The sequence below is a fragment of the Nonomuraea sp. IBHARD001 genome, assembly GCF_056106265.1.
On the sequence record NZ_JBWBBW010000002.1, the window covers coordinates 1,982,501 to 2,008,610 of the forward strand.

Consider the following 26,110-nt stretch of genomic DNA (forward strand, 5'->3'; position numbering starts at 1 on the left):
GAAAGGTGAAAAGCGCCCCGGTGAGGGGTCGTGAAATAGTACCTGAAACCGTGTGCCTACAAGCCGTAGGAGCTTGCACCAGCTTGTCTGGTGTGTGATGTGACTGCGTGCCTTTTGAAGAATGAGCCTGCGAGTTATGGTGTGTGGCGAGGTTAACCCGTGTGGGGGAGCCGTAGCGAAAGCGAGTCTGAATAGGGCGTTTGAGTCGCATGCTGTAGACCCGAAGCGGAGTGATCTACGCATGGGCAGGTTGAAGCGAGGGTAAGACCTCGTGGAGGACCGAACCCACCAGGGTTGAAAACCTGGGGGATGACCTGTGTGTAGGGGTGAAAGGCCAATCAAACTCCGTGATAGCTGGTTCTCCCCGAAATGCATTTAGGTGCAGCGTCACGTGTTTCTTGCCGGAGGTAGAGCACTGGATGGCCGATGGGCCCGACAAGGTTACTGACGTCAGCCAAACTCCGAATGCCGGTAAGTGAGAGCGTGGCAGTGAGACTGCGGGGGATAAGCTCCGTAGTCGAGAGGGAAACAGCCCAGATCACCGACTAAGGCCCCTAAGCGTGTGCTAAGTGGGAAAGGATGTGGAGTCGCAGAGACAACCAGGAGGTTGGCTTAGAAGCAGCCACCCTTGAAAGAGTGCGTAATAGCTCACTGGTCAAGTGATTCCGCGCCGATAATGTAGCGGGGCTCAAGTACACCGCCGAAGTCGTGGCATTCACACTGCAAGGTGTGGATGGGTAGGGGAGCGTCGTGTGCTGCGGTGAAGCGGCAGAGTGATCTAGCCGTGGAGCGTACACGAGTGAGAATGCAGGCATGAGTAGCGAATCGAGGGTGAGAAACCCTCGCGCCGGATGACCAAGGGTTCCTGGGCCAGGCTAATCCGCCCAGGGTAAGTCGGGACCTAAGGCGAGGCCGACAGGCGTAGTCGATGGACAACGGGTTGATATTCCCGTACCCGCTTTAACGCGCCCATACTGAACCTCGTGATGCTAAGAGTCCTTAACCCCTCCTGTGACCTTCGGGTCTTGGTGGGGTGAACGCTCGGACCGATCGGGTAGTAGGTAAGCGATGGGGTGACGCAGGAAGGTAGTCCAGCCCAGGCGATGGTTGTTCCTGGGGTAAGCATGTAGGGCGAGACGTAGGCAAATCCGCGTCTTATTAAGCCTGAGGTGTGATGCCGAGCCGATTGTGGCGAAGTGGATGATCCTATGCTGCCGAGAAAAGCCTCTAGTGAGTGTTATGGCGGCCCGTACCCTAAACCGACTCAGGTGGTCAGGTAGAGAATACCAAGGCGATCGGGTGAACTGTGGTTAAGGAACTCGGCAAATTGCCCCCGTAACTTCGGGAGAAGGGGGACCTCTGCTGGTGATAGGCCTTGCGCCTGGAGCTGGTGGGGGTCGCAGTGGCCAGGGGGAAGCGACTGTTTACTAAAAACACAGGTCCGTGCTAAGTCGTAAGACGATGTATACGGACTGACGCCTGCCCGGTGCCGGAACGTTAAGGGGACCGGTTAGCGACGTAAGTCGCGAAGCTGAGAACTTAAGCGCCGGTAAACGGCGGTGGTAACTATAACCATCCTAAGGTAGCGAAATTCCTTGTCGGGTAAGTTCCGACCTGCACGAATGGCGTAACGACTTCCCCGCTGTCTCAACCGCAGACCCGGCGAAATTGCACTACGAGTAAAGATGCTCGTTACGCGCAGCAGGACGGAAAGACCCCGGGACCTTCACTACAGCTTGACATTGGCGTTTGGAACGTCTTGTGTAGGATAGGTGGGAGACTGTGAAGCTGTCACGCTAGTGGTGGTGGAGTCATTGGTGAAATACCACTCTGGTCGTTTTGAACGTCTAACCCTGGTCCGTGATCCGGATCGGGGACAGTGTCTGGTGGGTAGTTTAACTGGGGCGGTTGCCTCCTAAAGAGTAACGGAGGCGCCCAAAGGTTCCCTCAGCCTGGTTGGCAATCAGGTGTCGAGTGTAAGTGCACAAGGGAGCTTGACTGTGAGACTGACGGGTCGAGCAGGAGCGAAAGCTGGGACTAGTGATCCGGCGGTGGCATGTGGAAGCGCCGTCGCTCAACGGCTAAAAGGTACCCCGGGGATAACAGGCTGATCTTCCCCAAGAGTCCATATCGACGGGATGGTTTGGCACCTCGATGTCGGCTCGTCGCATCCTGGGGCTGGAGTAGGTCCCAAGGGTTGGGCTGTTCGCCCATTAAAGCGGTACGCGAGCTGGGTTTAGAACGTCGCGAGACAGTTCGGTCCCTATCCGCTGCGCGCGCAGGAGACTTGAAAGGAGCTGTCCCTAGTACGAGAGGACCGGGACGGACGAACCTCTGGTGTGCCAGTTGTTCCGCCAGGAGCACGGCTGGTTGGCTACGTTCGGAAGGGATAACCGCTGAAAGCATCTAAGCGGGAAGCTCGCCTTGAGATGAGGTCTCCCACCATGAGAGTGGGTAAGGCTCCCAGTAGACGACTGGGTTGATAGGCCGGAGGTGGAAGCACGGTAACGTGTGGAGCTGACCGGTACTAATAGGCCGAGGACTTGACCACAAAGCAACTTTTGCTCGCGTCCACTAGGCAATTCTGAAACCACAAACAGCTGGTCTGTTTGACAGTTTCATAGTGTTACGGCGGTTATAGCGTGGAGGAAACACCCGGTTACATTCCGAACCCGGAAGTTAAGCTCTACTGCGCCGATGGTACTGCACTCGGGAGGGTGTGGGAGAGTAGGTCGCCGCCGGACAATCTTTCGAGAAGGGCCACCCTGCTTGTGCGGGGTGGCCCTTTTTGCGTTGTACCGAAGAATGTTGCGCCGAAAACGCCGAAGAATGCTGGAAGCGGGATGCTGTCGGCTAGAGCAGGCGTTCTGCGGTGAGGAGGTAGGGCTGGGCCTGACTCACGGAGCCGAGGCTCTGGATGAACAGGCCGCTGGAGACGCGTTCGAGGTAGCCCCATTGCCAGATGGCCGTTTCGTCCACGTCGGTATGGGTGGCCAGGAGGCGGCAGTACCGGCGGGCCAGGGCGACGGGGTCGGGAGAGGCGAGGAGTTCGGGCGTCCAATCGCGCAGCACCACGCCCAGGTCGTACGCCGGGTCCGAGAGGAAGCCGTCCGGGTCGACGAAGACGAAGCCGGACTCGGCGCCCGCGCGAGGCGTGGAGATCTGGAGGGCGTTGGCCGGGTGCGGGTCGCCGTGGACGACCACGCAGCGCTCCGGCGAGTAGGCGTCGATGCGCTGCTGAGCGTAGTCGAGGGCTCGGGCGACGACGCGTTCCGGGCAGGGCCGGTCGAGTGTGGTCCACAGGTCGGTGACCAGGTCGACGAGCTGCTGCGCCTTCTCGTCGGTGTCCGGGACGGAACAATTCGTAGGGCGAGGCACCTGCCAAGCTTGTTGAAGCGTTCGTGCGAGAATCTCGATCTTCCGCTCGGGAGGGAGAGGCGAATCCTCCAAGGACGTACCGAGCGATTCGAGCAGGATGGCATGCCGCGCCGCGTCGTATTCCAGAAGGCGTACATATCCGTGGCCGTCGGCGGCGGCGATCGTACGGACCTGCTGGTCGAACGTCAGGTCCGGGGAGGGAAGCTCCAACTTGAGCACAACCGCCCGACCATCCGCGGTACGAGCCCGTGCCACATACGCGGCCGACCCACCCGGCAGCGACTCGCCCACCGTGATCGCCCACCGCCGCTCAAGCTCCCCCACCAAACCCGGCAGGCCGGCCACCCACCGTAGCCCCACCTCCCCAAGCTGCCGCGCCCGCTGCTCCACAAGCGGCTGCACTTCCACACCCTGCACCCTCTCCATGGGCAGCACTCTTTCATCGCGAGGGCTGGCGTTTCATCTGAAATATGGTCGCCCGGTTGTTGGCGTAAGGGGAGAGGCATGCGTATGGGGAGGCGTGACTGGGCGCCTGCGTGAATCTGGCAGGCCGACACCCAGCCACGAGGAAGCGCCAGGATCGAGAGGCGCCTATCGCCAAGCGCGCCAACGAGAGCGCGATGAGCGTCAGCCTCGACGCTGTGTCCATGCAGTCCGCGCGAGGAGTCGCTGGCGGGGCGGCTCATTCTGCTGGGAGCTCTAAAGGGTCTAAGCAGAATGCGGTGCTCGCTCGGTCGCCCCTTGCTTGCTCGGCCTTGCTCTGCTGGTGAGGGTAAGCCTGCGCTGACTGTATGTGGGGAAGCTCAGGGCGAGGAGCAGGGGAGGGCATTCTGCTGGCAACCCCAAGAGCGCCCAGCAGAATGCGGTAAGCGTCAATCGCAGCAGCGCGTGCGCGCGGACTGCACAAGGCGGAATGCTGGCAGGCTAACCCTGCAAGCCCAGCTCACCCTGCTGGACACCTCACCCTCCTGCAGCTAAGACCCGTCCTACCCCAAGGGGCTCGGTCGCTTGGGGTCCTTGATGCTTGCCCCTCAAGCAGCTGCCTGCTTGGCCATCCGGCTCCACGCCCAAGCCCCCGCAACCCACCCACCCGACACGCCAACCCCCCGCCCCAAGGCACCCCGATGGCGGCAACGCCAGCTGTGCGCCTACCGGGGCGGGCATAGACACGCGTACGATCCGGCGAGCCGGTCAGCCCCTACCGCGGTAGCACCAGCAGGGCATCCCCAACCGGGCGCTCGCGGCCGTCGGATGGGGCGTTGACGACCTTGCCGGAGACCACCATGGCCGTGGAGCCGCCTCCGTCCAGGTTGATCGCCTGGACGGCGCCGAGCCAGCGCATGAGTTGGGCGGCTTCGATCATGTTGGCGCCTACGGTGACGCCGGGCTTGCGGCCGTCGACGGTGGCGAGGATGAGGCCGCCCTTGCGGGTGATGCCGACCAGGGTGCGGGGGTGGCGGCGCAGGACCATGTTGACCGAGGCGTGGCCGTCCTGGGCGGCGGTGACCTTGACGCGGCCGTTGCGGACGAGGCCTACGCCGCCGCCCACGACGTGCAGGTCGGGGGTGAGCCGGAGCGCCTTGCCGGTGCGCTTGTCGACGACCTTGGTGTCGATGCCGATCTTCCAGCCTTCCCAGGCGTGCTCCCACAGCCATTCGCCCGCGACGCCGGCGCCGTGCAGGACGCGGGTGCCCTTGGGTACGGCTCCGCCTGCCGTACGGAGGGAGATGACGGTGCCGCTGGCGTCGATGACGGCTTCGGCGCCGCCGTCGGCGGGGGTCTTGGCACCGTACTCCTCGGTGTAGAGGATCATCTCGGCGCCCTTGCCGAGGCGGTTGACGCCCTTGACCTCGTAGCGGGCGCCGTCCTGGGAGGAGGCGGTGACGGCGGTGGTGAGTTCGGTGACGTGTGCGGTGCGGCCCTTGAGCACGACGGCCGAGCGACCGGGTACGGCCTCGCTGAGCAGGCGGCCGGCGACGACGGAGACGCCGACGGGCTCGCCGCGCAGGGCGGGCAGGGTGTGGATGTTGAAGAAGCCGCCGTTGACGGCCGCGACGGCCTTGGCCTGCTTGGCCATGGCCGAGGTGGTCTCGCGCTTGGCGACGGAGGTGCCGAGGCTGGCGGCGAAGGAGCCGCGGAAGGTACGCGGGTCGATCATGAGGACGCGCATGTCCCAGGGGCCCGTGGTCTGGACGCCGTCGTCGCCGAGGTAGTCGGCCTTGGCGCGGATGTCGGCCTTCTTGAGCTTGGCGACCATCTTGCCCGCCTTGGCCTGGTCCTTGAACGACCACAGGCCGACCCTGACGGTCCAGATCTCCTCGGCGGGGTCGTCGGCGACCGCGGGGCGGATCACCTTCTGCACGCTGGGCACCTCGCCCGCGGCCTCGACCTCGGTGGCCTTGAGTTCGGCCTGCTCGCGGGTGCCGTGGTCGCGGCCGTTGTCCAGGATGACGGTGGCGGTCCAGCCGTCGGTGGACTTGCCGGCGAGCACGTTGTAGAGCTCGATGCCCGGCGTGACGGATCTGACGGACTTGGCGGGCAGTGTGCGTTCGCCGAGCGGGAACTTCGTTGAGGGGAAACCGACGCTCGCTTGCTGGGCTGCGGCCGCCGGCACGGCGGAAACCGTGAGCACGGTGGCCATGGACAGGCCGACGATGACGCGTCGTGACATGAAGACTCTCTCCCCGGGGGTGGAAAACGATCCGCACCATACTGTCGGGATCTCTGCGCGCAGACCCGTGAAACACGCGAAACCCGGCAAAGTGAGCAGGGTTTGTTACCTAGTCGTGCTGGTCAAAATGGATCAGTCATCGACGTTCTGCTGCGAGCGATCGCAGGTCGGGGCTACGGTGCGGTAGGCCGCTTACGTCATCAGGTCAAGCGGCACGTACTCCCGAGAGGCAGCCGTCATGGGGCTGGGCATCCTCCTAGTGATCTTCGCAAGCGTCGTACTCGGCTTCATCCTTGGCGCGATCATGGCGCGTCCCCGTAGATGGGATCTCTACATCTGCGCCGACGACACCATCCACGCCGAAGCCTCATCCGATCGTCACGGCTGAGGCCGTACGATGGAGTTATGACACGCGTCAGCATGTGGTGGCGGCCGGACGACGGCCGCTGATCTTCGCATGCGCGGGCCGTCCTCGGACAGCCCGCACGGTCTCTCCCTGGACGGTCCTCGACCGACAGGGATCCCGGCCGACGGGGCCCCCGCGCGGGTCGCCTCGCCGGCACGGGACTGCCAGAGAGGGACCCCCGACATGACCGACCTCGATATGCCCGACGCCGATATGCCCGACCTGGTGCTCACAGGCGACCGCCCGACCGGGCCGCTGCATCTGGGCCACTACTTCGGCACGCTGGCCAACCGGGTCAGGCTGCAGGAGACGCATCCGATGGTCGTGCTGATCGCCGACTACCAGGTGATCACCGACAGGGACCGGCCCGGCCGGATCCAGGACAACATCGACCATCTCCTGGCCGACTACCTGGCCGTCGGACTCGACCCCGCGAGGGTGACGATCTGCAGGCACAGTGCGCTTCCCGAGCTGAACGAGCTGCTGCTGCCGTTCCTGAGCCTGGTGAGCGTGGCCGAGCTGCAGCGCAATCCCACCGTCAAGGACGAGATCGCGCACAGCTCGCAGAGCGCGGTCAGCGGGCTGATGTTCAGCTATCCGGCGCATCAGGCGGCCGACATCCTGTTCTGCAAGGGCACGCTGGTGCCGGTGGGCCGGGACCAGCTCCCGCACATCGAGCTCACCAGGACGATCGCCAGGCGCTTCAACGAACGCTACGGGCCGGTCTTCCCCGTGCCGGAGGCGATGCTCGGCCGGACGCCGCTGCTCATGGGCCTGGACGGCGGCAAGATGAGCAAGAGCCGCGGCAACGCGATCGCGCTATCGGCCACGGCCGACGACAGCGCCGCCCTCATCCGCAGGGCCCGCACCGACGGCGAACGCCTGATCACGTTCGAGGAGGAGCGCCGGCCGGAGGTGGCCAACCTGCTGCGCCTGGCCGGCCTGTGTCTCGGCCGCGCACCCGCGGAACTGGCCGACGAGATCGGGTACGGCGGCGCCGCGGGCCTGAAGAAGCTGACGACCGACGCCGTCAACGACTTCCTGCGCCCGATCCGGGAACGAAGGGCGCAGATCGACCCGGCGGACGCCAGACAGGTGCTCAGGGAAGGCAACGAGCGCGCCAGGCACCTGGCCGTACGCACCCTGAAGGAGGTGCACACCGCCATGGGCCTGTGACCGTCGTCAGCCTTCCAGGCGCCAACCGTCCAGGCTCCAACCTTCCAGGCGCCGGCCCGCACGAGATCGCCGCCGCCTCAGCGCACCGCGAGGGCGAGTTGTGTCGCCGGGGAGCGCAGGGGCCGGCGGTGGCGGGGGCGGGTGAAGCCGGAGGCGGTGAGCATGGCCGCGACCTGGGCGTATGTCCTGATCCGGCCGCCCACCGCGATCAGGTAGTTCAGGTCGAGCAGGTCGAGCAGGGTACGGCTGGCCCGGCCGGGCATCAGGCCGCCGCGGAACTGCTCGCCGACCACGACGACGCCGCCCGAGTTCAGCGAGCCCGCCACCCGCCGCAGCAGCAGGGCGCACTCCTCGTCCGTCAGGCCGTGCAGCACGTTGAACACCAGGGCGATGTCGTAGCCGTCGCCGAGTTCCTGGTCGAGGAAGGAGCCGGGGCGCAGCGTCACCCGTCCGGCCAGGTCGGCGTCGATCTCGGCCGACTTCAGCGCCTGGGGCAGGTCGACGACGGTGGCGTGCAGGTCGGGATGGCGGCGCAGCAGGGCGCAGCTGTAGGCGGCGTGGCTGCCGCCGACGTCGAGCAGGTTGCGCGCGTGCGGGTGCACGGGGATGGCCTTGACGGTCGCGGGCCCCTGGCGGCGGGCGATGGCCGAGGTCCAGGCCTGGAACGAGCGCGACAGCTCGGGGTCGCTCTCGGTCAGCCGGTAGAAGGGCACGGGCGGACCGCCGTCGCGTACGGTCTGGGCGAGTGCGGTCCACATCACGCACGCACTGCGCTCCCAGAACTCCAGCCCGTCGACGAGTGTGCTCGGCGAGTCGCCGACCAGCCAGACCTTCGACGCCCTGGTGAGGCGGTAGCGTCCGCGCCGCGCCTTGACGTGGCCCAGCCCGGTCAGCGAGCGCAGCAGGACCTCGGTGGCGCCGGGGTCGGCATCGATGCGCGCCGCCAGCTCGGCCGGGGGCATCGGCCCGGCGGCGAGGGCGTCGAACAGGCCGAGCCTGACCCCGGCGAGCAGGGTGTGGAAGCCGAGCACGCCGAAGTAGTCGGCCAGCATCGGCGGTACGACCGTGAGGCGGAACGCGGTCGCTTCGAGGGGGTTGGGGAGCAGCGGCACATATCCGACGTTAGGTGGTTGTGGCGAAAACGCCAGAGCCCACCGGCCCTCACCTGGAGTGGTACACCTTGCGTAGCGTCTCGTGCACGGTCCACGTCGTCCGCGCGCCTTCGGCCAGCAGGCACACGTCGCCGGGTCCCACCTCGACCGTGGCGCCGCCCTCGACCTCGATCGTGGCCCGGCCGGACAGCACGACGAACAGTTCGTCGCTCTCGACGTCGGTCACCACGCCCGGCGTGATCTCCCAGATGCCCCGGCCCTCGCCGAGCTCCGCGCTGGCGGTGGTGGGGCCGTCGGGGACGAGCGTGACGTCGGCGACGTGGTGCACGAGCACCCCGGCGGCGGCGAGATCGGTCATCGGGTTCCTCCTGAGACTCCTGAGACTCCTGAGACTCCTGGGGCGAGCAGGGCGGCCAGCCGGGCGCCGTCGAGGGCGTGTGCGGTGACGCCGTTCATACCGGTCATGGTCTCGGCCGCGACGAGGGCGTTGACGATGGCCTCCTCGGTCGCCTCGATCACCGCGTCGTAGAGCGGCGTGATGTAGTCGTCGGCGAGCACGTTCACCGTGTGGACGCGGGGCGGGTCCGCGTCCAGGGCGTTGGGCGGCAGGTTGCGGTTGCCGGTGGAGAAGCACAGGAAGCCGTCGCCGCTGGTGTTCTCACCGGCGCCGCCGAGCCTGGCCACGCCGAGCCCGGCGCGCTGGGCCAGCCGTGTGCACTGGTGCGGCAGCAGGGGAGCGTCGGTGGCCACGACGGCGATGATGGATCCGGCGCCCTCGGTCTCGGGACGGCCGGGCCGCGGCACGTCGGGCATCGGCACGGGCACGCCGTTGACCGCGAACCTGTCCCTGCGCCCGTGGTTGGCCTGGACGAACACCCCGACCGTGTACCCGTCGACCAGGCGGGAGGCGGTGCCCGAGCCGCCCTTGAAGCCGTGGCTGATCATCCCGGTGCCGCCGCCGACCGATCCTTCGGCCACCGGCCCGCCGGAGGCCGACGCATAGGCGGCCTGGACGTGGGCGAACCGTACGTGCTGGCCGTCGATGTCGTTGAGCCGGCCGTCCCACGTCTCGCCGACGACGGGCAGCGACCAGGCCTGGCCGCCCCGGCCGCGCTCGCCGAGCTCGATGCGGACCAAGGCGTCGCGCACGGTGCCGACCGAGGAGGAGTTGGTCAGCCCGATGGGCGAGGCCAGCAGGCCGAACTCCCGCATGTACGCCATGCCGGTCAGCTCGCCGTTGCCGTTGAGCCAGTGGTACCCGGCGAAGACCGGCTGTTCGAAGGTGAGGTCCTCGTGCGGCAGGATGAGCGTCACACCGGTGCGGACCGGCCTGGGGCCGTCGTCGGAGATGATCGTGCTCTGGCCCACCCGGACGCCGGGCACGTCGGTGATGGCGTTGAGCTCGCCCGGTGTGCCTGTGCCGATGACGATGCCGTGGTCGCGGGCCCTCATCTGTTCTCCCTTCGGAAGGACTCCAGCGCCAGCAGCGCGACGTGCAGCGACAGACAGGACTCGACGTCGTCGAGGTCGGTGTCGAGGATGCGTTCGAGTCGTCTGAGCCGGTCGTAGAAGGCGGGCCGCGACAGGTGCGCCCGCTGGGCGGCCACCGCCTTGTTGCGGCCCGCGTCGAGGTAGATGCGCAGGATGCGGGTCAGGTCGCCGCCGCGTTGCGCGTCGTGCGCCAGCAGCGGCCCGAGCTCGCGTTCGGCGAACGTCTGGATCCTGGCGTCGTCGCGCAGCAGATGCAGCAGGCCGCGCAGCCGCAGGTCGGGCAGCCGGTAGTAGGCCCTGCCGTCCGGCTGGCGCACGGCCACGTCGGCGACCTGCTCGGCTTCGAGGAAGCTGCGCCGTACGTCCCTGATCGACTCCACGACCGATCCGGCGGCCAGGACGAAGGCGCTGCCGGGCTTCCACAGCACGCGCAGGCGGTCGGCCAGGGCGGTGAGCGCGGGCTCGGCGTTGGTACGCGGGGGCAGGGGCAGCAGGACGCCGATGCGGTCCTGGTCGAGCGCGCCGACGAGGGCGGGCAGCCGGGCGTCGCGGCAGGCGGCGGCCGCGGCCTCGGCGAGCTCGCCGAGCTGGGCCTGGCCGTCGAGTGCGGTGTCGACCTGGTCGACCAGGCGGAGGACCACGCTGATCAGCTTGCGGCCGGTCAGCGGCACGCCGACGGCCCGAGCCCTGGCGGCGGCCTCGTCGGGATCGGCGTAGGCGTGGGTGAGGATGCCGGTGATGATCGTGCCGTGCGCCTGGCGTTCCAGCGACTCCTGGTGGCGTTCCAGCAGTCGGCCGAGCGCCAGCGTGGTGGCGGCGCGTTCGGCGAGAACGAGGTCGCGGGGGCCCGGCTGCTGGTCGCAGATGAGGATCAGGCGGCCCCAGTCCTGGCCACGCGCGCCGACGGTGGTGACCAGCCAGCCCGATGCTGGGTCGTAGGCGGTGCGTTCCGGCGGGGCGACCGCACGCGAGCGGCTCTCCCACCCGGCCAGCAGCGTGCCGGTGTCACGTCCTCCGGACTCGCAGGCGAGCACCTGGTGGGCCAGGTTCTCCAGCAGGACGGCCTTGCCCGACAGGCGTACGACCTGGGCGAGGACCTCGGCGGGGGAGGCGCCTTCGACCGACAGCTCGGTGAAGACCTCGTGCAGCTGTTCGGAGGCGCGTAGCTCCTCCAGCTGGATGTCGATGATCCGGGCGTGGACCGACTCGGTGATCTGCACGAACGGCGTCTCGCGTGCCAGCACGATGAGCGGGAGCCCGTGCTCCTCGGCCGCCTTGACGACGGCGTGCGGCAGCTCGCGCACGAACTTGCGGCCGAGCTCGACGACCAGGCCGGAGGCGCCGACCTCGGCCAGTTCGGCGATGTAGTCGACCAGCTTCTCCGGCTCGTCGGGCAGGGCGACGCCGGTGGTGAGGACCAGCTCGCCGCCGCGCAGCAGGTGCGCGATGTCGGTGATCTCCCCGACGTGGACCCACCGCACACGGGTGTCGAGCCGGTCGGCGCCCGCCACGACGCGAGGATTGCCCCGGCGGACGGTCTCCAGGGCCAGCACGTCGGCGATGGTGGGCAGCACGGCCCAGAGCCTAGCCGATCAGAGTGTAAGTATGGAGATTAGCCTCATTACATGCTGAAACGCGGCTCGATGAGCCGCGTTTCAGGACGACCCCGGCGTCGCTGTGGTGGCGTCCGCGCCGACGCCGTTGGCGACGCGGACGAGCTCCGGCTGACGTTCGCGATCGGAGTGGCCGCCCCAGTGCTGGCCTCAGGTCTCGCGGTGGTCGGGCGGCACCTGCCGCCGGGGTCGGGATCATGGGTTCGCCCGTGCGACGGGCACTCGGCGACCATGGCGGCGGGGGTCACCGCCGCCATGGCCACGGGGTACGGCCTGCGGGAGCCGGGTGTGGTGGTGGCTCCCGCTTTCGTTCACCGCCGTGATCGGCTGTTCGCCGGGCCCACGGCCGATGAAGCTTTTCGGGCAAAAGAAGGGACGGGCGGTCCCCCGGCGACCGCCCGCCCTTCGTCAGTGGGTCAGATCTGCTGCCAGAGAGCCGGAACGTTCGGCGGCTCCCAGCCGGGCAGGGACGTGTGGCCCTGCAGGCATCGGTAGCTGACTCCGTTGTAGGTCACCACGGCGCCCACCGCGTACGCGGTCCATTCCTGCCAGGTGGTGCCCTGGCCGCCGCCGATGGTGAGGTTGAAGGAGGTGGAGCGGTCGACCGAAGCGCCGTCGCCGGTGATCGAGATGTTGCCCGACGAAGCGCCGGCCGCGGTCGCGATCGTGACGGTGGAGCTCTGGCCCGCCGTGATGGTCGAGGGGCTGAAGCTCACCGTCACACCGCTGGGCACGTTGCCCGCGGTGAGCGAGATGCTCTGAGCGCTGCCCTGGGTGACCTGGGTGCTGACGGTCGTGGTGGTCGACTGACCGGCCGTGACCGTGGCGGAGGACGGGTTCACCGAGATGGAGAAGTCGTCCGTGCTGCCGCCGCCGACCGTGAGGTTGAAGGCGGTCGTACGGTCGACCGAGGTGCCGTCACCGGTGATGGTGATGCTGCCCGAGCCGGCGCCGGCCGAGGTCGCGATCGTGACCGTGGAGCTCTGGCCCGAGGTGATGGTCGCCGGGCTGAAGCTGACGGTCACACCGCTGGGCACGTTGCTCGCCCGGAGCGTGACGCTCTGGGCCTGGCCCGAGGTGACCTGGGTGCTGACGGTCGCGGTGGTCGACTGACCACCGGTGACCGTGGCGGAGGACGGGTTCACCGAGATCGAGAAGTCGTTCGTCGGGATCGGCGTGCTACCGACGGCGAGCTTCCAGATGCCGTAGGCGGCCGCGTCCGAGGCCCGGTCGAGAACGATGTCCTTGATGTTGCTGATGTTGTCGCAGGAGGCGTGGTAGCAGCGGTCGTAGGCCGTGTTGGCCTGGCCGCCCCACTTGCTGGCCTGCGCCGCCGTCATCCTCGCGCTGGCACCGGCTGCCACACCCGAGGTGGGGATGCCGGCGTTCCTGAAGGAGGCGTCGTCGGAGCGGTTGGCGCCCTCGGTGTTCTCCTCGGGCGACAGGTTCAGCGAGGTGTAGAACTCGCGCAGGTAGCGGGCTGCTTCGGTGTTGATGTTGTTGATGAAGTAGCCGCCGTTGGGCGAGCCCACCATGTCGTAGTTGTGGTAGGTCTTGATCTTCGCGCGCTCGGTGGCGCTGAGGGAGTTGACGTAGAACCTGGAGCCCAGCAGGCCCTGCTCCTCGTCGGTCCACCAGCCGAAGCGAACGTGCTTGTCCATGGTCGGGTTCTGCGCGGCCAGGGCAAGGGCGACCTCGAGCAGCGCGGCGGAGCCGGAGCCGTTGTCGTTGATGCCGGGGCCGGCGGAGACGCCGTCCAGGTGCGCACCGGCCATGATGACGTTGTTGGCGTCACCACCGGGCCAGTCGGCGATCAGGTTCGGACCGGCGCCCGCGGTGCAGCCGCTGGTGCAGGCCTGACGGACGACCGTGTAGCCCGCGGCGCGCAGCTTGCCCTCGACGTAGCTCACCGAGGCGGTGTAGCCGGGGCCGGTGGACCTGCGGTTGCCGCCGTTGCTGCTGGCGATCGACGCGAACTGCGACAGGTGCGCCTTGACGTTGGCCAGGCTGATGTTCGGCGGGTCGGTCGGGTTGGTGGGACCGGAGCCCACGGTCAGCGAGTACGCCGCCTGCTTGTCCTCGTTGGCGCCGTCGGCGGTGATCCCGATGGAGGCCGTGCCGTTCGGCGTGCCGGAGGTGGTGGAGATCGTCACGGTGGACGACTGCCCGGCGGTGATGCTGGCCGGGTTGAAGGAGACGCTCACACCGGCGGGCAGGCCGGTGGCCGCACGCAGGGTGATCGCCTGGGCGCTACCGCCGGTGACCTGGGTCGTCAGCGTCGTGGTGGCGGAAGAGCCGGCCGTGACGGAGCCGGCCGTCGGGTTCAGCGTGACGCTGAAGGTGTTGCCGCCCTGAACGGTGCAGGTGGGGTCGTTGGTCGCGGGGACCGAGACCGCCGTCCACGCGGCCTTGACCGCGTTGAACTCGACACAGCTGCTCGGGAAGGCCGACTTGGCCGCGTTCAGCGTGGCGATGCGGGCCTTGGCGTGGGTCCACGGGGAGGTCTTGAGGTTGAGACCGCCCATGAAGATCTTGCCGGCCGCCTGGATGCCGATGCCGGTCAGGCTGCTCGGGCCGCCACAGACGCCGCTGGCGGGCTTGCCGGGCGGGTTGGTGCCCTCGGCGAGCAGGTAGAACCAGTGGTTCTGCGGGCCGGCCGCCGCGTGCACCTCGGTGTTGGGGATCTGCGAGGAGTAGCAGTTCGGGTCGCCGAGCGCGCCCGGGTTGTACATGTTGCGGATCGGGCCCTGGCCGACCAGGTTGACCTCTTCGCCGACGAGGTAATCAGGCTCGTCGTACTGGGCCGGGGCGTTGACGAAGTGCTCGGTCAGCGCGCCGAAGATGTCACCGGTCGACTCGTTGAGGCCGCCGGCCTCGTTGCCCGAGCCGGCGCCGCCGCTTCCGGAGAACTGGAAGATCGCGTGGCCGTACTCGTGGGCCACCACGTCCATCGGCGTGGCCTGCTTGGTGTTGGCCTGGTTGTGGCCGAAGTTGGTGTAGCTGCCGTTCCAGTAGGCGTTGACCTCGTTCAGGCCCACGCGGGCCGGGAAGGCGCCGCCGGAGCCGTTGAAGCCGTTGCGGCCGACCCACTGGCTGAGCATGTCCCATTCCTTCTGGGCTGCCCACATCGCGTCCACACAGGCGGTCTCCAGGTTGGTGCCCGAGCCGTTGCCCCATGCGTCGTCGGTGCCGGTGTAGGCGGTGCCGCCCTGCCCACCACAGCGAAGACCCGAACGCGTCGTGTCGGTCATCGAGTAGGAGCTGCCGGAACCGGAGGTGTTGAAGGTCACCGGGCCGTTGAAGTGGCCGGTGCCCGTGCCCGCGCGCACGTCGTCGTAGCTGTCGAAGACCTTGCCGGTCTTGGCGTCGACGAAGACGTGAAGGACGCTCTCCTGGCCCTTCGCGGAGGCGCCCTTGACGACGACCTCGTAGGCGAGCCTGGGCGTGTCGGTGGCGGCGTGCACCAGAAGGGTGGGAGCCGAGACCGACTGGACGGTCGGGAGCTGGCCGCGGGCCGTGGCGGCCGCCTTGGCGGAGCTCACTCCGGCCTTGGTGGCGACCTTGACCTCGGCGGTCTGGCCGGTGGTCACCGTGTCGACGGCCTGACCTGTGGGGTCGGTCGCCACGATGACGTCGCCGCCGTAGACGGGCAGGCCGTCGTGCGAGCGGTTGTAGAGCAGGTACTTGAGTCCGCGGTAGCCCACGGTGGTCTTCGCCAGGCTGTACTCGTCCTGGTCGGAAGTGTGGAGGGCTTCGGCCTTCGATGCCAGTGTGCTTTCGGCGAGAAGGACGGCGCGGGTGAGCGCAGCTGGATCGGGCGCGGTGGACGCCCCCGCCGCTGCGGCGCTTGTGGCGCCTGCGGCTATCGTGGCGTTCGCGGCGCTTGTGACGCCCGCCAGTGAGGATGCGGTCAGGGCCGCCGCCGATAGCACGGCGACGGCGCCCAGCCTGAGCTTGGGGTTCACTCTCGGTGACTCCTATCCCTTGGGGGGTGGAGGGATGTGTAGCGGAGCCCGGCCGGGGCTGGAACCCAATGTGGCATTTGCCGTGTGCAGGGAGTAACCCTTCAGATTTCTATACTCTTGCGCTATATCCGGTGGGCTGAGGCAGAGGTCCGTGCCGGTCGAGCCAGCCGCGATAGGCCACGGCGTTCTCGGTGTCGGCCCAGTACACCTCGCGCACGGCCTCCACGAGCTTGTCCCCGTACGGCTCGACGGGTCCTGCGACCGTCCAGCCGATGAGGTTGCGGAACTGCAGCGGGGTCCCGACCAACGGCCGGATCGCGACGCCCGGATAGCCCCTGGTCGTCGCCTGGAACATGCCCACGCACCGGGCGCTCGCGATGACGTCGATGGCCACCGTGACCGAGACCTCGAAGGCGACCTCGGGGGTGAACCCGGCTCGCGCGCAGGCCTCCCAGAAGTGTTCGCGGTGCCCGGCCTCCATCAGGGCGGGCAGCGACCAGTCCTCGTGCGCCAGGTCGCCGAGCTCGATCTCGTCCTTGGCCGCGAGCGGGTGGTCGGCCGCGACCCCGACGAAGATGGGCTCGACGGCCACGGCCGAGTACACCACCCCCGGCGGGGCGGTGAGTTCGTGGCCCGGATAGTCACCGAGAGTAGCCAGCTCAAGCCGATGCGAGGCCAGCAGGCCCGGCAACATGTCGAGCGACTCCTCGGTGCGCATGGTCATACGCGCCTCCGGCATGAGGTCGCGCAAAGCGCCGCTGACATAGGCGGCCAGATGGCTGGGCATGCATCCTGCCCTGATCGTGACCGTGCCGCCGTCGAGCACGGCGTATCGTTTGCCGTCGCGTTGGAGTTCGTCGAAGGCGGGCAGCAACGACCTGGACCTGACCAGCACCCACCTGCCCAAAGGGGTGGGCTGGCTGCCGTCGCGGCCCCGGTCGAAGAGCGGGCCGCCGAACATGGTCTCGATCCGTCGCAGCTGCGCCGCGAGGGCTGGTTGAGAGGTCTTCAGCGCCACGGCCGCCTTGGAGATACTTCCATGATCGGCTATCGCGCAGATGGCTCGGAGGTGTCGCACTTCTAAGTCCACAATGAACAGCGTAAAAGTAAAGAACCTTTCCAGTAAGACCCAAATTCGCCGGTCAGAGGGTGAATTCGCGTCCTGGGGCCTGCTCTCGCAGCTCAACGCGCCGAATCTTGCCGGAGATGGTCTTGGGCAGGTCCGCGAACTCCAGGCGCCTGATGCGCTTGTAGGCCGCGAGGTTGGCCGTCGTGTGCTCCAGGATCGAGCGCGCGGTCTCCTCGGTCGGCTCGAAACCGGGCGCGAGCAGCACATACGCCTTGGGTACGGCCAGGCGCAACGGGTCGGGCGCGGGCACGACCGCGGCCTCGGCCACCGCCTCGTGCTCCAGCAGCACACTCTCCAGCTCGAACGGCGAGATGCGATAGTCCGACGCCTTGAACACGTCATCGGTGCGCCCGACATAAGTGATGTATCCATCGGCGTCCCGGGTGGCCACATCCCCGGTGTGGTAGTACCCATCCCGCATCGCGTCGCCGCCTCCCGAGACGTACCCGGTCATCAGCCCGGCGGGACGCCGGTCGAGCGGCAGGCAGATCTCGCCGTCGTCGCCGGGCTCGCCGGTGATCGGGTCGAGCAGGGCGACGTCGTAGCCGGGCAGCGGCAGGCCCATCGAGCCCGGCTTGACCGGCTGGCCGGGTACGTTGCCGATCTGCGCGGTCGTCTCGGTCTGGCCGTAGCCGTCGCGGATCGTCACGCCCCACGCCTTGGCGACCTGGTCGATGATCTCCGGGTTCAGCGGCTCCCCGGCCGCGACGACCTCGCGCAGAGCCAGCGGCCAGCGGGGCAGGTCCTCCTGGATCATCATCCGCCACACGGTCGGCGGCGCGCAGAACGTCGCGACCGACTCGTCGCGCATGACGTCGAGCAGGTCGGGGGCGGAGAACCTGGCGTAGTCGTGGATGAGCACGGTGGCCCCCGCGTTCCACGGCGCGAACACGTTGCTCCACGCGTGCTTGGCCCAGCCGGGCGAGGACACGTTGAGGTGGACGTCGCCGGGACGCACGCCGATCCAGAACATCGTCGACAGATGGCCGGCCGGATAGGAGGCGTGGGTGTGCTCGACCAGCTTGGGCTGCGAGGTCGTGCCCGAGGTGAAGTACAGCAGCAGCGTGTCGGCCGCCTTGGTGACGCCGATCGGCGTGAAGGCGGCCGTGGCGCCCGCCGAGTCGGCGAACGGCAGCCAGCCATCGGCCTCGCCGACGGCGATCCTGGTGAAGTCGCCTTCGGGGAACCTGCCGGCATCGGTGGCATTGGCGATCACGTGGGCCACGCCGCCGCGCTCGATGCGGTCGCGCACGTCGGCGGCCGACAGCAGTGTGGTGGCCGGGATCAGCACGGCGCCGATCTTCATCAGGGCGAGGATCGACTCCCACAACTCGGCCTGGTTGCCCAGCATGAGCAGCACGCGATCACCCCGGCGCACGCCCTGCGCACTCAGCCACGACGCCACCCGGTTGGAGCGCTCCGCCAGCTCGGCGAAGGTGTAGCGGGCGCCACTGGTGATCTTCAAGGCGACGGCGTCGGGCGTCTCCGCGGCCAGCACGCCGTCGAACCAGTCGATCGCCCAGTTGAACTCGTCGAGCTCGGGCCAGCGGAAGTCACGCTTGGCGGTGGCGTAGTCGGCGTCGAGAAGCAGGTCACGGGCGGCGCGGAAAGTGCTCATGCCCCGATCCTGCTACGCCGGTGCCGCCGCTCTCAAGCAGGGGGCGTGCTCAATGCCCGAGTCTGGCCTGGATGCCGTCCAGGATGCAGGTCAGGCCGAAGTCGAAGTTCATCGTCCTGGCCGTCTCGTGGTCGAGATGGGCGTACTTCTCGAACTTCTCCACCAGTTCGGGATGGACCGAGGCGGCGCGGTGCACCTGGGGGCGCAGGTGTTCGTCCCACTCCTGCGCGCTCGCGCCCGAACGCTCCAGCGTCGTGCGCCAGGTGACCTCGGGTGTGACCGCGCCCAGCACGTAGGAGAGCACGGCCGAGGTCGCCCTGTCGGTGTCGAGGCCGCTCAGCCCGGCCCGGCCGAACACCTTGCCGACATTGACCGACAGGGCCAGCGCGTTGGGGCCGATCGAGGGCACGGTGCCGATGAGCGAGACCGCCCAGGGGTGACGGAACAGCGCCGCGCGCATGTTGTAGGCGAAGGCGATCGCGGCGGCCCGCCACGGCGTGGTGTCGGGCCCCTGGTCGACGAGCTCGCCGAAGACCTGGTCCAGCGCCAGCTCCAGCAGCTCGTCCTTGGTGGCCACGTGCCAGTAGACGCTGGTGGCGCCCGAGCCCAGCCTGGCGCCCAGCTTGCGCATGCTGAGCGCGTCGAGCCCCTCGGCGTCGAGCAGCTCCAGCGCCGCGCCGACGATCTGGTCGCGGCTGAGGCCCTGGGGCTTGGCCTGGCGGGCCTCTCTGGTCCAGACCGAGGTGAAGAGCTGCTTGGTCATGAGCCCATCCTAATTCAGCTCGCACAGTGTGCGAGAATCGTCGTACAGTGTGCGAGTGAAATCGAACGATGTACGAGAACCGGATCCGAAACGCTGGTGGATCCTTGCCGTCCTGTGCCTGAGCCTGCTCGTCCTCGTGATCGACGGGACCGTGCTGAACCTCGCCATCCCCTCGCTGGTCGAGGATCTGGACGCCGGGCCGCACGAGATCCTCTGGATCATCGACTCCTACGTCCTGGTGTTCGCCGGGCTGCTGATCACCGCGGGCAGCCTGTCCGACCGGTTCGGCAGGCGGCGCTTCCTGGTCGTCGGACTGGCCGTCTTCGGCGTGGCGTCGTTGCTGGCCGTACTGGCGAGTGAGCCTTGGCAGCTCATCGGGGCCAGGGCGCTCATGGGGGTGGGCGGGTCCATCCTCATGCCCTCGACGTTGTCCATTCTCATCGTCACCTTCGACGAGGGGGAGCGGCGCAAGGCGATGGCGGCGTGGAGTGCGGTGGCCATGGTGGGGGTGATCGCGGGGCCTACGCTCGGCGGGTTCCTGCTCGAGCACTACTGGTGGGGGTCGGTGTTCCTGCTGAACCTGCCGGTCGCGGCGCTCGCCATCGTGGCGGCGTTCACGCTGATGCCCGAGTCGAAGGGGCCGGCCCGGCGCGTCGACCCCGTCGGCGTGCTGCTGTCCATCACCGGGATGACCGCACTGGTCTATGTGGTGATCGAGGCGCCGAAGCAGGGGGTGAACGTGCCGGTCGCCGTGCTCGCCGCGGTGGCGCTGGCCGCCTTCGTGTGGTGGGAGCGCCGGACGCCCGAGCCGATGGTGCCGCTCGGGCTGTATCGCAGGCGCGACTTCAGCGGGGCCTCCTTCTCCATCCTGCTGATGTCGTTCGGGGCCGGTGCGGTGATGCTCATGCTGACCCAATACCTCTACTACGTGCTGGGGTACGGCGTGCAGCAGGCCGGGCTCGCGCTGCTGCCGTACGTCGTGGCCGCGGCGGTGTTCAACGGGGTGGGGGCGGCGCTCGGGCAGAAGGTGAGCAATCGGGCGCTGATCGCGCTCGGCCTGCTGGTCATGGGCGCCGGCTTCGTCGTCCTGGCGACCACGACCGGATACCCGGCGCTGCTGACCGGACTGCTGATCATGGGAGTCGGCGGCGGCCTGGCCGGGCCCGCGGCGTACGCGACGCTGATGGGCGCGGTGCCGGTGGAGTCGGCCGGGGTCGGCTCCGCGCTGAACGACACCGTGCAGCAGGTCGGCATGGCCTTCAGCATCGCGGTGCTCGGCAGCGTGCTGACCGGCGTCTACAGCTCCGCCATGCCGGACGGCGTGCCGGAGGCGGCCAGGGAGTCGGTCGGGCAGGCCGTCCTGCTCGGCGATCCGGCCGTGACGGACCTGGCCAGGGCGGCCTACACGAGCGCGATGCACCTGGGCGCGTGGGTCGGCGCCGGATTCTGCGTGGCGGCGGCCCTGCTGGCGTTCACGGTCCTGCGTGCCCCGGTACGGGAGGCCGTCATGTCATGACATGAAGCCGGATGCGAGGGAGCAGAGTGTAAGGCGATGTGCGATCCCTCCGACAGAGTGATGGTGGGAGTTCGGGTGGGCAGCCGGGATACTCGGAGCATGTCGGAGCTTCTCGCGCGCCACCGGGCAGTGATCCCCAACTGGGTGGCCCTCTACTACAACGAGCCCATCGAGATCGTCGGCGGCAAGGGCAACCGTGTCGTCGACGCCTCGGGCAAAAGCTACCTGGACTTCTTCGCCGGGATCCTGACCAACATGATCGGCTACGACGTGCCCGAGGTACGCGAGGCCGTCGAGCGGCAGCTCGCCACCGGCGTCGTGCACACCAGCACGGTCTATCTGCTGCGCGGTCAGGTCGAGCTGGCCGAGAAGATCGCCAGGCTGTCCGGCATCCCCGACGCCAAGGTGTTCTTCACCAACTCCGGCACCGAGGCCAACGAGACCGCCCTGCTGCTGGCCACCTACGCGCGCAAGAGCGACCAGGTCCTGGCCATGCGCCAGAGCTACCACGGCCGCTCCTTCGGCGCCGTGTCGGTCACCGGCACCCGCGCGTGGAAGAACAACTCGCTCTCGCCGCTCAACGTCACCTTCCTGCACGGCGCCGACCGGCACCTGACCCAGTTCAGGGGCCTGAGCGACGCCGACTACATCAGGGCCTGCGTCGATGACCTGCGCCACGTGCTGTCCACCACGGTCACCAACGACGTCGCCGCCCTCATCGCCGAGCCGATCCAGGGCGTCGGCGGCTTCAGCATGGCGCCCGACGGCCTGTTCGCCGCCTACAAGGAGGTACTCGACGAGCAGGGCATCCTGTTCATCTCCGACGAGGTGCAGACCGGCTGGGGACGCACGGGATCGGCCTTCTTCGGCATCCAGAACCACGGTGTGACGCCGGACATGATGACGTTCGCCAAGGGGCTGGGCAACGGCTTCGCCGTCGGCGGCATCGTGGCGCGCGGCGACCTGCTCGACCAGCTGCACGCGGTGGGCCTGTCCACCTTCGGCGGCAACCCGATCTCGATGGCCGCGGCCAACGCCACCCTCGACTACGTGCTCGACCACGACCTGCAGGCCAACGCCCAGCGGACCGGCGAGATCATCATCAACGGGCTGCGCGAGGCCGCGCCCCGGCTGCCGATCGTCGGCGAGGTCAGGGGCAAGGGCCTGATGTTCGCCGTCGAACTCGTCGAGAACGGCGCTCCCTCGCCCGCGCTGGCCGGGCGCTTCATGGAGGAGAGCAGGAAGGCCGGACTGCTGGCGGGCAAGGGCGGCCTGCACGGCAATGTCATCCGCATGGCCCCGCCGCTCACCCTCACGCCCGACGAGGCCGCCGAAGGACTCGGCATCATCCTCGCCGCGCTGGAGACCGTCAACGCAGAGGTTCAGTCGTGAAGCACGTCCAGCACTGGATCGGGGGCGCGCTCGTCGACGGCGCCTCCGGCCGTACGTCCGAGCTGTTCGACCCGGCGACCGGGCAGGTCAGCGGGCAGGTCGCGCTGGCCTCGCCGGCCGAGGTCGACACGGCCGTCGCCGCCGCCGTCGCCGCCTTTCCCGCATGGCGTGACGCCTCGCTGGTCAAGCGGGCGCAGGTGCTGTTCCGCTTCCGCCAGCTCATGGACGCCCATCGCGACGAGCTGGCGGCCCTGATCTCGGCCGAGCACGGCAAGGTGCACTCCGACGCGCTCGGCGAGGTCGCGCGCGGCCTCGAGGTCGTGGAGTTCGCCTGCGGCATCCCGCATCTGCTCAAGGGCGGCTTCTCCGAAGGGGTCTCGACCCGGGTCGACTCCTACTCGATCAGGCAGCCGGTCGGGGTGGTCGCGGGGATCACGCCGTTCAACTTCCCGGCCATGGTGCCGATGTGGATGTTCCCGGTCGCGATCGCGTGCGGCAACGCCTTCGTGCTGAAGCCTTCGGAGAAGGACCCTTCGGCCTCGCTGCTCATGGCCAGGCTGTGGCGCGAGGCCGGGCTGCCCGACGGCATCTTCAATGTCGTCCAGGGGGACAAGGCGGCCGTCGACCGGCTGCTCGAACACCCCGACGTCCGCGCGATCTCCTTCGTCGGGTCGACGCCCATCGCCAAGTACGTCTACGAGAGCGGCACCGCGCACGGCAAGCGCGTGCAGGCGCTCGGCGGGGCGAAGAACCACATGCTGGTCCTGCCCGACGCCGACCTCGACCTGGTCGCCGACTCCGCCGTCTCGGCCGGGTTCGGCTCGGCGGGGGAGCGGTGCATGGCGATCTCGGTCGTACTCGCCGTCGACCCGGTCGGCGACGAGCTGGTCTCGAAGATCGTCGAGCGGGTGTCACGGCTGACGATCGGTCCGGGCGACGATCCGGCCTCCGAGATGGGGCCGCTGGTCACCGCCGAGCACCGGGACAAGGTCGCCTCCTATCTCGACCTCGGGGTGGCCGAAGGCGCCAAGCTGGTCGTCGACGGGCGGGAGACCGTACTGTCCAACGGTGAGAAGGCCGCGCAGGCGCCCGGCTTCTGGCTCGGCCCCACCGTGCTCGACCACGTGCCCGCCGGTTCGCGCGTGCACGTCGAGGAGATCTTCGGCCCGGTGCTGTCGATCGTCCGCGTCTCCTCCTACGAGGAGGGCCTCGCTCTCATCAACGGCGGCGAGTACGGCAACGGCACGGCGATCTTCACCAACGACGGCGGCGCGGCCAGGCGCTTCCAGAACGAGGTGGAGGTCGGCATGATCGGGATCAATGTGCCGATCCCCGTGCCGATGGCCTTCTACAGCTTCGGCGGGTGGAAGGCGTCGCTGTTCGGCGACACGCACGTGCACGGGAGCGAGGGCGTGCACTTCTACACCCGGGGGAAGGTCGTCACCTCCCGCTGGCTCGACCCCTCGCACGGCGGGGTGAACCTCGGCTTCCCGACCAACGGGTAGCCCTTCTCCCTCTCCTGCGCTCCCTCTCCTACTGTCCTTCTCCTACGGCAGGCGCCTCGCGGTGACGCGGGGCGCCTTTCCATTTGCGGCGTTTCTCCGGGTTGTCGAGAAATTCCGCACGCTTGTCCTGACCTTTGGGACGGGGTGGATAGTAATAGTCCGTAAGCCCTCAGCCAGCGGAAACTTCCCAATTCTGGGTTGATTTGCCCTGGCCGGGAGGAGGAGAGAGCATATCGTGGTTTCCATATTTCGAAAGGGCGTGGTGGGCGGAGCGCTCGCCGCGGCCGTTCTCATTTCGGCGCCCGCATATGCGGGGACGGCAGAGGCCAGTACGGCCGGATGCGCCGGGGCGGGTAAGTCCCGTCTCGGACCCGGTCCCGACGTGTCCGTCAGCGTGCCTTGCACCCCACCCGGCTACGTAGCACTGCCGGTGTGGATCGTTCTGCCGGAGGCCTTCGCCAAGCCGGGCGAGAAGGGCGACACCGGCCCCGCCGGCCCCCAGGGACCTGCCGGTCCTGCGGGCGCCGACGGCGCGCCCGGCGTCAAGGGCGACACGGGCGCCGACGGTGCTGTCGGTCCCGAGGGTCCGGCCGGTCCTGCTGGTCCTGAGGGGCCTGCGGGTGTCGACGGAGCCGTCGGTCCCGAGGGTCAGGCCGGTCCTGCCGGTCCTGCCGGTCCCGAGGGGCCTGCCGGTCCCGCGGGCGCCGACGGGGCGCCCGGCGTCAAGGGCGACACCGGTGCTGCCGGTCCGGCGGGGGTTGCCGGTCCTGCCGGTCCTGCCGGGGTCAAGGGCGACACGGGTCCTGCTGGTCCGGCGGGTCCTGCCGGGGTCAAGGGCGACAGCGGTCCTGCCGGTCCCGCTGGGGTCAAGGGCGAGAAGGGCGACACAGGTCCGGCGGGTGCCGCCGGGGTCAAGGGCGACAAGGGCGAGACCGGCCCTGCTGGTCCGGCGGGCGCTGACGGCGCGACCGGTCCTGCGGGTGCCGACGGTCAGACCGGTCCTGCGGGTCCTGCGGGTCCTGCGGGTGCTGACGGTGCGACCGGTCCTGCGGGTGCCGATGGCGCTGCGGGCCCGGCGGGCGCTGACGGTGCGGCTGGCCCTGCGGGTCCGGCGGGCGCTGACGGTGCCGCTGGTGCCGAGGGTCCGGCTGGTCCTGCGGGTCCGGCTGGTCCGGAAGGCCCGGCTGGTCCGGCGGGTGCCGATGGCGCGGCGGGTCCTGCCGGTGCTGACGGCGCGGCTGGCCCCGAGGGCCCGGCTGGTCCGGCTGGCCCGGCGGGTGCTGACGGTGCGGCTGGCCCTGCGGGTGCCGATGGCGCTGCTGGTCCTGCGGGTCCGGCGGGTGCTGACGGCGCTGCGGGTCCGGCTGGCCCCGCTGGTGCCGAGGGTCCGGCTGGTCCTGCGGGCCCGGCTGGTCCGGAAGGCCCGGCTGGTCCGGCGGGTGCCGATGGTGCCGCCGGTGCGGAAGGCCCGGCGGGTCCTGCTGGTCCCGAGGGGCCTGCGGGGATCTGCGGACCGTGCGGGGCGGAGGAGTTGCCGCCGTGCGCCGTCGAGCCGTCCGAGGAACTGCCGCCGTGCGCGGTGCCCGAGCCGGAGGAGACGCCCTCACGTCGGGGCTAGTCCAAAGGCAGAGGTGAAGTAACGGGGGTGCGGGCCGAACCAGGCTCGCACCCCCTCGCCAACTCCGACCCCTCGCCCCGCGTACTCCAGAAAGGGGCGGTGGACAAACACTTAGTCGGCCGCGACGCGAGTGAAGGGGCGGAATGCTCCGCACCAGCGGCTCCAGCCGAATGAAGGATCACCAAACCTAACGCCCGCCTTAGTTTGGCAAAGCGGGATAAACGGTAAGGAGAAGCCACTGCACCTCCTCCCAGATCGAGGAATCCGGATGGCCGAAAGCGACGACCGTCGACGACCCGATGTGTTTCAGCGAGCCATTGAACGCAGACGGAGCCAGGAGACCGCGCACGACTGGTTCGAGGTCATCGACCGGGCCCAGCGAGGCCCTCACGCTCCACGAGTGACAAAGGTGCCTTCGGCAGACACAAACGTGCCCTCGGAAGACAACAGAGCCTCGCGTCTCGCGACGCTTCTGGCCAGGCTCCGCTCATGGGTCCGAAAGCGGCCGGACGCGTAGGGCCGGTCGGCCGCAGCAGAACGTCTCTGTGTCTCGCCCGGAGAGGATCTCTCCCCATGAGGAGCGGCCCGGAGCGGTCTCCAGCCTGACCACACCCGCGAGCTGTACTCGCCGGTGGGTGGGTGGTGCGTGCGCTGTCGGGAATGCCGTGCACTTCGCCTATGTGGACCCTCGCTGCGAATACCGAGCCGCCCACCTCGGGTCCTTCGTCGACCTCGCCCCAGCCCCCTCCCACCTGCG

The 26,110-nt window shown here is 68.6% G+C and carries 16 protein-coding genes and 2 rRNA genes (1 of these 18 only partly in view); 8 read left to right on the top strand and 10 right to left on the bottom strand.

The window, feature by feature from the left end:
- Together ACTWNK_RS11295 and rrf are read left to right on the top strand one after the other, a co-directional pair.
- Window positions 1-2,551, top strand: a 23S ribosomal RNA gene (locus ACTWNK_RS11295); it begins 553 nt to the left of the window's first position.
- A gap of 76 nt (window positions 2,552-2,627) precedes the next feature.
- Window positions 2,628-2,744 (top strand): 5S ribosomal RNA (rrf, locus tag ACTWNK_RS11300).
- A gap of 109 nt (window positions 2,745-2,853) precedes the next feature.
- Here rrf and ACTWNK_RS11305 read toward each other — a convergent pair.
- The gene (locus ACTWNK_RS11305) at window positions 2,854-3,804 is read right to left on the bottom strand and encodes an aminoglycoside phosphotransferase family protein (RefSeq protein ID WP_474303842.1); all 951 of its coding nucleotides are present in this window, start codon (window positions 3,802-3,804) and stop codon (window positions 2,854-2,856) included.
- A gap of 772 nt (window positions 3,805-4,576) precedes the next feature.
- A complete protein-coding gene (locus ACTWNK_RS11310; RefSeq protein WP_474303843.1) occupies window positions 4,577-6,049 on the bottom strand; it encodes a phosphodiester glycosidase family protein in 1,473 nt (490 codons plus the stop codon).
- Window positions 6,050-6,287: 238 nt separating this feature from the next.
- Between ACTWNK_RS11310 and ACTWNK_RS11315 the strand changes: the two genes are divergently transcribed.
- Both ACTWNK_RS11315 and trpS read left to right on the top strand, forming a co-directional pair.
- Window positions 6,288-6,437 (top strand): hypothetical protein, encoded by a 150-nt coding sequence (locus ACTWNK_RS11315; protein WP_474303844.1) that lies wholly within the window; start codon window positions 6,288-6,290, stop codon window positions 6,435-6,437.
- Window positions 6,438-6,638: 201 nt separating this feature from the next.
- Window positions 6,639-7,631, top strand: coding sequence for a tryptophan--tRNA ligase (gene trpS / locus ACTWNK_RS11320; protein WP_474303845.1), 993 nt, complete (start codon window positions 6,639-6,641; stop codon window positions 7,629-7,631).
- Window positions 7,632-7,708: 77 nt separating this feature from the next.
- Here the strand turns inward: trpS and ACTWNK_RS11325 are convergent, their stop codons facing one another.
- The 8 genes from ACTWNK_RS11325 to ACTWNK_RS11360 form a co-directional block, all read right to left on the bottom strand.
- The gene (locus ACTWNK_RS11325) at window positions 7,709-8,743 is read right to left on the bottom strand and encodes a methyltransferase (protein ID WP_474303846.1); all 1,035 of its coding nucleotides are present in this window, start codon (window positions 8,741-8,743) and stop codon (window positions 7,709-7,711) included.
- A gap of 49 nt (window positions 8,744-8,792) precedes the next feature.
- Entirely contained in the window at window positions 8,793-9,101 is a 309-nt protein-coding gene (locus tag ACTWNK_RS11330; protein ID WP_474303847.1) for a cupin domain-containing protein, read from the bottom strand.
- A complete protein-coding gene (locus tag ACTWNK_RS11335; RefSeq protein WP_474303848.1) occupies window positions 9,098-10,195 on the bottom strand; it encodes a DmpA family aminopeptidase in 1,098 nt (365 codons plus the stop codon). The genes ACTWNK_RS11330 and ACTWNK_RS11335 overlap by 4 nt, the downstream gene beginning before the upstream one ends.
- Window positions 10,192-11,808, bottom strand: coding sequence for a PucR family transcriptional regulator (locus tag ACTWNK_RS11340; protein ID WP_474303849.1), 1,617 nt, complete (start codon window positions 11,806-11,808; stop codon window positions 10,192-10,194). Before ACTWNK_RS11340 ends, ACTWNK_RS11335 begins: the two co-directional genes overlap by 4 nt.
- A 455-nt stretch (window positions 11,809-12,263) precedes the next feature.
- Window positions 12,264-15,812 carry a M28 family peptidase gene (locus tag ACTWNK_RS11345; RefSeq protein WP_474303850.1) on the bottom strand — a complete coding sequence of 1,183 codons (3,549 nt, stop codon included), beginning with the start codon at window positions 15,810-15,812 and terminating at the stop codon, window positions 12,264-12,266.
- A 109-nt stretch (window positions 15,813-15,921) separates the two neighbouring features.
- Window positions 15,922-16,890, bottom strand: coding sequence for a LysR family transcriptional regulator (locus ACTWNK_RS11350; RefSeq protein WP_474303851.1), 969 nt, complete (start codon window positions 16,888-16,890; stop codon window positions 15,922-15,924).
- A 64-nt stretch (window positions 16,891-16,954) separates the two neighbouring features.
- Complete coding sequence (locus ACTWNK_RS11355) at window positions 16,955-18,559, bottom strand: AMP-binding protein (RefSeq protein WP_474303852.1); 1,605 nt, start codon at window positions 18,557-18,559, stop codon at window positions 16,955-16,957.
- 49 nt (window positions 18,560-18,608) lie between these two features.
- The gene (locus tag ACTWNK_RS11360) at window positions 18,609-19,322 is read right to left on the bottom strand and encodes a TetR/AcrR family transcriptional regulator (RefSeq protein ID WP_474303853.1); all 714 of its coding nucleotides are present in this window, start codon (window positions 19,320-19,322) and stop codon (window positions 18,609-18,611) included.
- A gap of 55 nt (window positions 19,323-19,377) precedes the next feature.
- On the opposite strand from ACTWNK_RS11360, the gene ACTWNK_RS11365 reads away from it, so the two are divergent.
- The 4 genes from ACTWNK_RS11365 to ACTWNK_RS11380 all read left to right on the top strand — a co-directional run bounded on the left by ACTWNK_RS11365 (window position 19,378) and on the right by ACTWNK_RS11380 (window position 25,375).
- Window positions 19,378-20,838: an MFS transporter gene (locus ACTWNK_RS11365; protein WP_474303854.1), complete on the top strand. Its 1,461-nt coding sequence runs from the start codon at window positions 19,378-19,380 to the stop codon at window positions 20,836-20,838.
- Between the two features lie 99 nt (window positions 20,839-20,937).
- Entirely contained in the window at window positions 20,938-22,230 is a 1,293-nt protein-coding gene (locus ACTWNK_RS11370; protein WP_474303855.1) for an aspartate aminotransferase family protein, read from the top strand.
- Window positions 22,227-23,735, top strand: coding sequence for a CoA-acylating methylmalonate-semialdehyde dehydrogenase (locus ACTWNK_RS11375; RefSeq protein ID WP_474303856.1), 1,509 nt, complete (start codon window positions 22,227-22,229; stop codon window positions 23,733-23,735). The genes ACTWNK_RS11370 and ACTWNK_RS11375 overlap by 4 nt, the downstream gene beginning before the upstream one ends.
- Before the next feature lie 899 nt (window positions 23,736-24,634).
- On the top strand, window positions 24,635-25,375 hold the full coding sequence (locus tag ACTWNK_RS11380) for a hypothetical protein (protein WP_474303857.1): 741 nt from the start codon (window positions 24,635-24,637) through the stop codon (window positions 25,373-25,375).
- Window positions 25,376-26,110: the final 735 nt, after the last annotated feature.